This window comes from Hymenobacter agri (assembly GCF_054778495.1).
Genome location: NZ_BAAGZM010000113.1, coordinates 1 through 9,805, shown reverse-complemented (window position 1 = coordinate 9,805; position 9,805 = coordinate 1). Strand labels below are relative to the sequence as shown.

The window sequence follows — 9,805 nt, the reverse complement described above, 5'->3', positions numbered from 1 at the left end:
CCCGGCGGCTCCTGGTGCCACTGCTCCGGCTACCGCGCCGGCCCAGCCGGCCCCCGCTACGCCGGGCGCCAACTAATTTCGTCTTTCGGCCAGTCTGGCTGTTACTCATAAGCCGAAGCTTCTTCACCGAAGCTTCGGCTTTTTGTTTTGTCCGGCCTGGTGCCAACGCTGCTACGGAGTGCCCGCACCCCGGCCGGGGCTTAGGCTGACGGATGTATTGGCGCGGCTCTTTTACAGCGCGCGGCAACCTTTTCCTGGCTTTTTACGACTACTGCCCCGGCCCGATTCCGCCACTTTTGCCAGCCAGCGGCACCAAAACCTGCCCATTTTGTCAGGTTTGGTGGGCTGGCACGGGAAATGAGACGGGGCCGGACACGAAGTATTTCCACTTAACTCAACCCAAACACACCCAAAATGGCACTTAGCATGAAACCGCTGGCCGACCGCGTCATTGTTCGCGCCGCCGCCGCCGAGGAGAAAACCAAATCCGGCATCATCATTCCTGATACGGCCAAGGAGAAGCCCCAGCGTGGCGAAGTAGTGGCCGTGGGCGAAGGCAAAACCGCCGACAGCGGCTCGCTCATCAAGCCGCAGGTGAAAGTGGGCGACCAGGTGCTCTACGGCAAATACGCCGGCACCGAAATCACCGTCGACGGCGAGGACTACCTCATCATGAAGGAGTCGGACATTTTCGCCGTGCTCTAAGCTACCGGCTTAAGCTGACCGAAACACCAACATTTCACCCTCCCAATTACTCCAACCCCAGAAATGGCTAAGAACATCCAATTCGACACCGAAGGCCGCGCCCGTTTGCAGGCCGGTGTGAACAAACTGGCGAACGCCGTGAAAGTGACCCTCGGCCCCAAAGGCCGTAACGTCATCATCGATAAGAAATTCGGCGCGCCCTCGATTACCAAAGACGGTGTGACCGTGGCCAAAGAAATTGAGCTGCGCGACCCAATCGAGAACATGGGCGCCCAGCTCGTGAAAGAAGTGGCCTCGAAAACGGCCGACCAGGCTGGCGACGGCACCACCACGGCTACCGTACTGGCCCAGGCCATCTATACGGCCGGCTCGAAAAACGTGGCCGCCGGAGCCAACCCCATGGACCTGAAGCGCGGCATCGACAAGGCGGTAATCGCCGTGGTAGCCAACCTGAAGTCGCAGTCGAAGAAAATCGAGAACTCCGCTGAAATCGCCCAGGTAGGCGCCATCTCGGCCAACAACGACATGGAAATCGGCAAAATGATTGCCGACGCCATGGACAAAGTGGGCAAGGAAGGCGTCATCACGGTGGAAGAAGCCCGCGGCACCGAAACCGAAGTGAAAACGGTGGAAGGCATGCAGTTCGACCGCGGCTACCTCTCCCCTTACTTCGTGACCAACCCCGAGAAGATGGAGGTGGAGTTCGACTCGCCTTACGTGCTCATCTACGACAAGAAAGTGAGCACCATGAAGGAGCTGCTGCCCGTATTGGAGCAGGTGCTCCAGACTGGTAAGCCCCTCGTTATCATCTCGGAAGACGTGGACGGTGAGGCCCTCGCAACCCTCGTGGTAAACAAGCTGCGCGGCTCGCTGAAAATCGCGGCCGTGAAGGCTCCCGGCTTCGGCGACCGCCGCAAGGCCATGCTGGAAGACATTGCCACCCTCACGGGCGGTACGGTTATCTCGGAAGAGCAGGGCTACAAGCTCGAAAACGCTACCCTGGAATACCTCGGTACCGCTGAGAAAATCATCATCGACAAAGACAACACCACCATCGTAAACGGCAAGGGCTCGAAAGACGCCATCAGCGGCCGTGTGGCCCAAATTAAGGCCCAGATGGAAACCACCACTTCGGACTACGATAAGGAGAAACTGCAGGAGCGTCTCGCCAAACTGAGCGGCGGCGTGGCTATTCTCTACATCGGTGCCAGCACCGAGGTGGAAATGAAAGAGAAGAAAGACCGTGTGGACGATGCCCTGCACGCCACCCGCGCCGCCGTTGAGGAAGGCGTAGTACCCGGCGGCGGCGTGGCCTTGGTGCGCGCCTTGGAAGCCCTCGACGCGGTGGATACCCACAATGCTGACGAGCGCACCGGCGTGAACATCATCCGCACGGCGCTGGAAGCTCCCCTGCGCACCATCGTGGCCAATGCTGGCGGCGAAGGCTCGGTAGTGGTGCAGAAAGTACGCGACGGCCAAGGCGACTACGGCTACAACGCCCGCGAAGACCGTTACGAAAACCTGGTGGCCGCTGGCATCATCGACCCGACAAAGGTGACCCGTCTGGCCCTCGAAAACGCTGCTTCCATCGCCGGCCTGCTGCTGACGACCGAAGCCGTGATTTCGGACGAGCCCGAGCCCAAAGAAGCTGGCCATAGCCACGGCGACGGCGGCATGGGCGGTATGGGTGGCATGGGCGGCATGATGTAATCTTGCATCAGCTGTTAGCCATTAGCCTTTAGCTATTAGCTTGAAAAGCCCCGTCGGCGTTGCCGGCGGGGCTTTTTTGGGTTTACCGGTAACTTGTTGGTCAATGAAACATGGTTTGGTCAGGAGATACAAAGCTTGGTCAAGACGTACGAAGCCTTGGGCGGTGCGTACGAAGCTCCGGGCGGTGCGTATGAAGCTCCGGGCGGTGCGTATGAAGCACCGGGTAGTGCGTACGGAGCTCCGGGCGTTACGTACGAAGCCTTGGGTAGTGGATACGAAGCTCCGGGTAGTGCGTACAAAGCCCCGGGCAGTGCGGATGAAGCGCCGGACGGACATTGCAAAGCGTCAATCGAGCACGAAAAAGCCCCCAACGCGGTAGCATCGGGGGCTTTTTTTAAGCAGCTAAAGCGGCTTTACTCTATGCCTGCACGGTGGCGGCGGGGTAGTTGCGGGCATCCATCATCTTGGCCAGCTTGCCGCTGATGAGGAACAGGATAACGGCAGCGGCGGCGGCCGACACCACGAACACCATGAAGAAGTCGTAGAGGTTGGTGATGTGGAAGCCCAGCAGCACCGGCGCGGGCGCCGTCGACTTGGGGTCGGGGTACAGGCTGCTCATGTAGCCGGCCAGGTAGTTGGCGGCGGCGTTGGCCAGGAACCACACGGCCATCAGCAGCGAAGCGAATTTGGCGGGGGCCAGCTTGTTCACCAGCGAGAGGCCGATGGGCGACAGGCACAGCTCGCCCACCGAGTGCAGGAAGTAGAGCGCCACCAGGAAGAACATGCTCACCTTCACGCCGGGCTGCAGGTCGTGCACGCCGAAGCACATCACGAGGTAGCCAGCGGCCAGCAGGGCCAGGCCAATGGCCATTTTGAGCGGGGACGGCGGCTCGGCGCCGCGGCGGCCCAGGGCCGTCCAGACGGCAGCCATGATGGGCGCACCCACCACCACGAAGATGGCATTCAGGTTCTGGAAGATACTGGCCGGCAGCTCGAAGCCGAAGATGGTGCGGTTCATCTGCTCGTCGGCGAAGAACGTGAGCGAGGCCGGGGCCTGCTCGAACGCCGCCCAGAAGAACACCACGAAGAACGACACGATGAAAATCACCATAATGCCTTTTACATCGGCCCCGCTCAGCGACTTATCGCTGAAAATCATGAAGGCAATGGCAATAACGGCCACGCCCAGCAGCGGCGCGATGGTGGGGAACTTGGCCGAATCGAGCCACAGAATGCCCAGAATGATGGCCAGTAGCACCGGTAGCAGCGCGTACACGCCCATGATGCCGCCCGAGATGGCGGGCGTGGTGCCCACCTGCTCGCCGGTGGGCGTGTGCAGGTATTTGTCTTTGCCCCAGTTGAACACTACCGTGCCCAGCAGCATGGCTATGCCGCAGGCCAGGAAGGCCCAGCGGAAATCGGCCGGGTTGCCGGTGTCGCCGATGAGGCTGGTGATGGTGTTGCCGATGAACGAGCCCAGGTTGATGCCCATGTAGAAGATGGTGTAGGCCGCGTCTTTGCGCTTGTCGGCCGGGCTGTAGAGGGAGCCCACCATGCTCGAAATATTGGGTTTGAAGAAGCCGTTGCCCACAATCATCACGCCCAGGCCCAGGTACAGCATCCAGTGGCTCAGGGCGTGGGTGCTTTCGGGGCCGTAGTTCGAAGCCGAGAAAAAGAGGGTGAACTGACCCAGCGCCATCAGCAGGCCGCCGGTGAGGATGGAGCGCCGATTGCCCCAATACCGGTCCGAAATGAAGCCGCCGATGAGCGGCGTGAGGTAGACGAGACTGGTGTAGCCGCCGTAGAACTTCGACGCGAACGCCTTGTCCATCATCATGGCCTTAGTGAGGAACAGCACCAGCACGGCGCGCATGCCGTAGTAGCTGAAACGCTCCCACATTTCGGTGGCGAACAGCAGATACAGCCCGCGGGGGTGGCTCGTGGATTCCGCCGACAGCGGTTGCTCGGTCTGAGCAGGAACAGTTTGCATAGAGGAAACTAGAGTGGGAAAATGAGATGACAACGGGTAAAACCGGCCCCATTGCGTCAGCAATGCAGTACGGGCACGGTAAATCTAGGAAAGATTCGGCACGTAGCGCGGACTTTTAGTCCGCGGCCGGCGGCGCTGTTGCTGCTGATGGGGAGGGTCGCGGACTAAAAGTCCGCGCTACATCCTTCGCGCCACCCTCGCTGCGGTACGCTTTGGCCCGGTAGGCGCCCGGCGCCAGCCCGGTTTGCTTGCGGAAAAACCGCGTGAAGTAGCCGGGGTCGACGAACTGCAGCTCGTAGGCGATTTCGGCCACCGAGAGCGAGGTATATAGCAGGAAATTGTGGGCTTTGCGGATGACGTGGGCCTGCACCACCTGCTGGGCGGTTTTACCCTTCACGGCCTGGCAGATGCGGTTGAGGTGCACCTGCGTAATCTTGAGCTCGCGGGCGTAGTCCGAGATTTTGCGGTTGAGGTCGGGGGTGCGCTCGATGGCTTTTTGGAACTCGCGGTAGTAGTGCAGGGCGCGGTTGGGGCTCTCCTGCTTGCGGCGGTTGTGCTGCAACAGGCGGAATATTTTCACGAACAGCAGCTTGAAATAGCCGTTCAGCGCGAGCTGCTTGCCGGGCAGCTCGGCGTGAATTTCCTGGTGAATCTGCATTTCCAAATCCAGTAAATCGCCGAAGGTGACTTCGGTATTGAATTCGGACAGGATGTGCACCGAGTTCAGCTCGACCAGCACGCCGGGCGTGGCCTGCAGAATGGTATCTAGCAGCGCCTCGGAGAGCGTGAGCGTACGCCCGCGCACCTGCGGGCTGAACGTGAAGCCGTGAACCGTATTGGCCGGAATGATGACCAGGCAGGGCGTGCGCAGGGCCACCGGCTCGGGTGCTTCGAAGGCGGCGCGCCCGGCTTCGAGAAAAAATAGCTGGAACAGATTTTCGTGCAGGTGCGGCTTCAGGCCCCAATCGGTGGCCCGGGGGCGCGGCGCGATAAGCTGGCTGGCCAGATAATCGTGTGAGAGTTGGGCCTTGGCGTCGCCGTAGAGGCCGTGGTAACGAGCAATGTGCGTGGACATGACGAAAAGAAAAAGCAGGACAAAGCAAACCTGAAACCCGGCGCACCGTATGCGGCACTTTCTTGCCAACGCCCCGCATCGCCCCGAGGAGGCGATTGCAAAGGAACTTGGCAGCCCGCTGGGCCGGGATGGTTTAATTTGTCCCAGTAAAGAAACGAAATGTTTCACTGCCGGTCAGCCGTCCGATTCTACCTTTGTATCCTCAATCGCGAGTATTCCCACCCAACACTTTCCTGGCTATGTCCTCTGCTTCCAATAATGCCGCCGATGTCCGGAATCGTTTGCAGCCTCTGGGCTTCACCGAAACCGCTACCGTCCACCTCAATTTAACGCCTGCCGAGCTCGTGGAGCACGCGTTGCGCAACGGCGAGGGCCACCTCACCGACACCGGCGCGCTGATGGCCGACACCGGCAAATTCACCGGCCGCTCGCCCAAAGACCGGTTTGTGGTGAAGGACGCCAACACCGAAGACAGCGTGTGGTGGGGCGACATCAACATCCCCTTCGACGCCGACAAGTTCGACCAGCTGCACCAGAAAATGGTGGCCTACCTGGCCGACAAAGACCTGTACGTGCGCGAAGCCTACGCTGGCGCCAACCCCGACTACCAGCTCAAGCTGCGCATCGTGAACGAGCAGGCCTGGCACAACCTGTTTTGCTACAACATGTTCCTGCGTCCCGCCGATGGCGCCGACACGAGCTGGACGCCGGATTTCAGCATCATCTGCGCCCCCGGCTTCGAAGCCGACCCGGCCGTAGACGGCACCCGCCAGCCCAACTTCGCCATCATCAACTTCACCAAGAAGATGATTCTGATTGGCGGCACGGGCTACGCCGGCGAGATGAAGAAAGGCATTTTCGGCGTGCTGAACTATCTGCTGCCCCACGAGCGCAACACCCTGAGCATGCACTGTTCGGCCAACGTGGGCGAGAAAGGCGACACGGCCGTGTTCTTCGGCCTGTCGGGCACCGGCAAAACCACCCTCTCGGCCGACCCCAACCGCGGACTCATCGGCGACGACGAGCACGGCTGGACGCCCAACGAGGGCATCTTCAACTTCGAAGGCGGCTGCTACGCCAAGGTGATAGACCTGAGCCGCGAGAAGGAACCCCAGATTTGGGACGCCATCCGCTTCGGCTCCATCGTGGAGAACACGCGCTTCATCCCCGGCACCCACACCGTGGACTACGCCAACAAGTCGGTGACGGAAAACACCCGTACCGCCTACCCCATCAATTTCATCGACAACGCCATCGAGCCCTCGGTGGCCGACGCGCCGAAGAACATTTTCTTCCTCACGGCCGATGCTTTCGGCGTGCTGCCTCCCATCAGCAAGCTCGATAAGTCGCACGCCATGTACCTGTTCATGTCGGGCTACACCGCCAAGGTGGCCGGCACTGAAATGGGCGTAACCGAGCCGCAGACCACGTTCTCGGCCTGCTTTGGCGCAGTGTTCCTGCCGCTGCACCCCACCAAATACGCCGAGATGCTGGGCCAGAAGATGGACGAGAACCCCGACATCAACGTGTGGCTCATCAACACCGGCTGGACCGGCGGCAGCTACGGCACCGGCTCGCGCATGAAGCTGCCCTACACCCGCGCCATGATTACGGCCGCCCTCAACGGCCAGCTCGACGAGGTGAAATTCACCAAGCACCCCGTGTTTGGCATGATGGTGCCCGGCGCCGTGCCCGGCGTGCCCTCCGAAATCCTGGACCCGCGCAACACTTGGGCCGATAAAGACGCCTACGACCGCACCGCCAACTCGCTGGCCGAGAAGTTCGTGGCCAACTTCCAGAAGTACGCCGAGTATGCCAACGAAGAAATCCTGGCCGGCGCGCCCCGCGTGGCCGTCGAAGCCTAAGTTTCCCTTTCCTCCACGCTTCCCACCTATTCTACCGAGCTTTCACTCACCATACTAAAAGCCCCGCCAGTTGCAGCTGGCGGGGCTTTTGTGTTTAAGAAACAGGATGTTCTTTTTATCGAAGTAGTTATCTTTTCAATAAAGCCTCGTTGTCGTTACTAATTACTACCATTCAGTTTCTCCAACCTGCCTATGCCTAACGAGCAGGTGATAATTAACAAAAAAAGTGCAAACAACCTATTTATTCATTTAATAATCATATCACTGTTATAAAATTGATTTATCATTTCTCACAAACCACATTCTAAAAAGATATGCCCATCACGAAAATTAATCCTTACCTTGAAATAGGTAACATCCATAACCAAGCCCTCAATTGGATAGCTGGCCAATTGGGTGCACCAGCTGTCCCTGAAACCAATAAAATTGTAGAATTAGTGCTTGCCTGGTATGTAACTCAAGTGCCAGAAGCCACACCTGAACAGAGAGCGGGCTTTTATGCCCTGACAGCTTCAGGCATGAATTACGCGCAGCAATATAGCGTTGATGAATTGTGCCAATTAGCCAAACTTTCCGAGCAGGCTACCGATTTTATAACGAAGGCATGTGCCTTGACGGGCGAATTTTCATGGATTATTTCTCAACTGAATGAATTAACTACGCAGGCGCTAGATGCAGATTTATCGGAAAACGATAAGCCTTATACGTTGCTCACCTTAGCCATTGCCCTAAAAAGTGCCGAATATGGACTGCAACAACAAGAATTAGGAAGTGAAAGCCCGTGGAGCGGCTATGGTAACAGAGCTTGGCCATGGAGTGCGGACGCACACGGCGGATTAGCCGGAGCTATAGGCGGTGCTATTGCAGGTGCAATAGCCGGGGTTGCCGGCGGATTTGCTGGGATATTCGTGGGATTCGTTGGGGGTGGTATTATCGGCGGTTATTCTGGGGCAATTGGCGAATCAGTCGCGTCTTACCTCGAATAACTTCTGCCAACGGTAATAGCCATGCTTATACTAAGCTACCTAGCCTGTTTATTATCAGCTTTGCCCCTAGATTCCGCTGGCGTCTACTTAACGGCTAGCGACCTTGCTCGTCACCATCTACTGCATCCAGTCCCCAACGCCAACCTTAAAGTCGGAGCGGCGGTCAATAATCACCTAGTGTTGGTCACGGTTCCCGGTGGCGGGGTCATGCGTTATCCAGCAGGTAGTATCTATGGCATCCGCAAGGACGGGCAGGACTACCGATACGTAGCAACCGGCAAAGCCCTGAGATTTAAGCTTGACGAGGGATATTACGCAATTGCGGCTACTGAGCCGCTATTCATTTACAGCAGCCGTTACGTTTTCAGCGCGCCACGATTGTATTTTAGCGCTGCACCTACGGCCGGCTTGCAGCTTCTGACAACCGCAAACCTGGCCAAAAGCTTCCCAGACAAGCCCGCGCTGGTGCGGGAAATCAGCCACGATAAAAAGCTACGTTACAACATTGCTGCCCGCGATGGCGACGGCCAATTGCGCGTGGCAAAGCTCATGGCGAAATATTTGCCGTAAGCATCTGGAAACAATACGCCGACGCAACCTTTTAGACACCAGTTTTTTTACATGCGTGTATTGCACACCTCTTGGCTTACCCGACCTCACCGGATTACTGGCCGAAGGCGAAAACAAAACTGCCGTGTTATCGACTGCGCCCAAAGGCCCAGCCGAAACACGGCAGTTTTGCAATTAATTGGCACCTCTTATTTCCGCCGCTTATCCATCATCTGTTTTTGAATAGTCGAGCGGTTCAGCCAGGCAGCCCGCAGCGCAGGGCGCTTCCAGAAAAATGGACCCGCGTATTTCAATTCTATTCTGAGGAAATGCACCTTCGCGGCGCGTGCACTTGTGCCGTTCTTTGCGCCATGCATACATTTTACGTACCCGGCCTCGCCGGCTCGGCCCACACCCTGCCCGAAGAGGAAAGCAAACACGCCGTGCGCGTGCTGCGTCTCACGGCCGGCGACGCCGTGGAACTGCTCGACGGCCGCGGCGGCCTCTACACCGCCGCCGTGGCCGAGGCCAACCCCAAGCGCTGCCAGTTGCGCATCACCGGGCACACGCACGTAGCGCCCCGCCCCTACTTTACCCATGTGGCCGTGGCCCCCACCAAAAACCTCGACCGCATGGAGTGGTTCGTGGAAAAGGCCGTGGAAGTGGGCGTCGAGCGCATCAGCTTCCTGCGCTGCGCCCGCTCCGAGCGCCGGGAACTGAAGCTGGAGCGGCTGGAGAAAATTGCCATCAGCGCGCTGAAGCAGTCGGGTCAGGCGTGGCTGCCGCAGCTGGATGAGCTACAGGATTTCGGCGCTTTCGTGGCGGGCGTGGCGCCAGAAACTACATTCATTGCGCACTTAGAGGAGGGGGAGCGCACGGCGCTGGCGCAGGTGGCCGGCGCGGGGCCGGGCTGCTGCGTGCTCAT

Annotated in this window: 8 protein-coding genes; 6 read left to right on the top strand and 2 right to left on the bottom strand. The window is 58.8% G+C overall.

Annotated features, from left to right (window positions below; all coding sequences use genetic code 11):
* Positions 1-414 precede the first annotated feature (414 nt).
* Positions 415-705: a co-chaperone GroES gene (gene groES / locus ACYVDE_RS08245; protein ID WP_460501008.1), complete on the top strand. Its 291-nt coding sequence runs from the start codon at positions 415-417 to the stop codon at positions 703-705.
* Between the two features lie 63 nt (positions 706-768).
* A complete protein-coding gene (groL, locus tag ACYVDE_RS08240; protein ID WP_460501007.1) occupies positions 769-2,415 on the top strand; it encodes a chaperonin GroEL in 1,647 nt (548 codons plus the stop codon).
* A 418-nt stretch (positions 2,416-2,833) separates the two neighbouring features.
* On the opposite strand, the gene ACYVDE_RS08235 is transcribed toward groL, so the two are convergent.
* Complete coding sequence (locus ACYVDE_RS08235) at positions 2,834-4,405, bottom strand: peptide MFS transporter (RefSeq protein ID WP_460501006.1); 1,572 nt, start codon at positions 4,403-4,405, stop codon at positions 2,834-2,836.
* A 115-nt stretch (positions 4,406-4,520) separates the two neighbouring features.
* Positions 4,521-5,480, bottom strand: coding sequence for an AraC family transcriptional regulator (locus ACYVDE_RS08230; RefSeq protein WP_460501005.1), 960 nt, complete (start codon positions 5,478-5,480; stop codon positions 4,521-4,523).
* A 239-nt stretch (positions 5,481-5,719) separates the two neighbouring features.
* Here ACYVDE_RS08230 and pckA point away from each other — a divergent pair, with 239 nt between their 5' ends.
* The 4 genes from pckA to ACYVDE_RS08210 form a co-directional block, all read left to right on the top strand.
* Entirely contained in the window at positions 5,720-7,345 is a 1,626-nt protein-coding gene (pckA, locus tag ACYVDE_RS08225) for a phosphoenolpyruvate carboxykinase (ATP) (RefSeq protein WP_460501004.1), read from the top strand.
* Positions 7,346-7,659: 314 nt separating this feature from the next.
* Positions 7,660-8,331 carry a hypothetical protein gene (locus tag ACYVDE_RS08220; RefSeq protein ID WP_460501003.1) on the top strand — a complete coding sequence of 224 codons (672 nt, stop codon included), beginning with the start codon at positions 7,660-7,662 and terminating at the stop codon, positions 8,329-8,331.
* 60 nt (positions 8,332-8,391) lie between these two features.
* Positions 8,392-8,901 (top strand): hypothetical protein, encoded by a 510-nt coding sequence (locus ACYVDE_RS08215; RefSeq protein WP_460501002.1) that lies wholly within the window; start codon positions 8,392-8,394, stop codon positions 8,899-8,901.
* A 350-nt stretch (positions 8,902-9,251) separates the two neighbouring features.
* Positions 9,252-9,805 (top strand): RsmE family RNA methyltransferase (locus ACYVDE_RS08210; protein WP_460501000.1); only part of this gene is annotated, 554 nt, incomplete at its 3' end.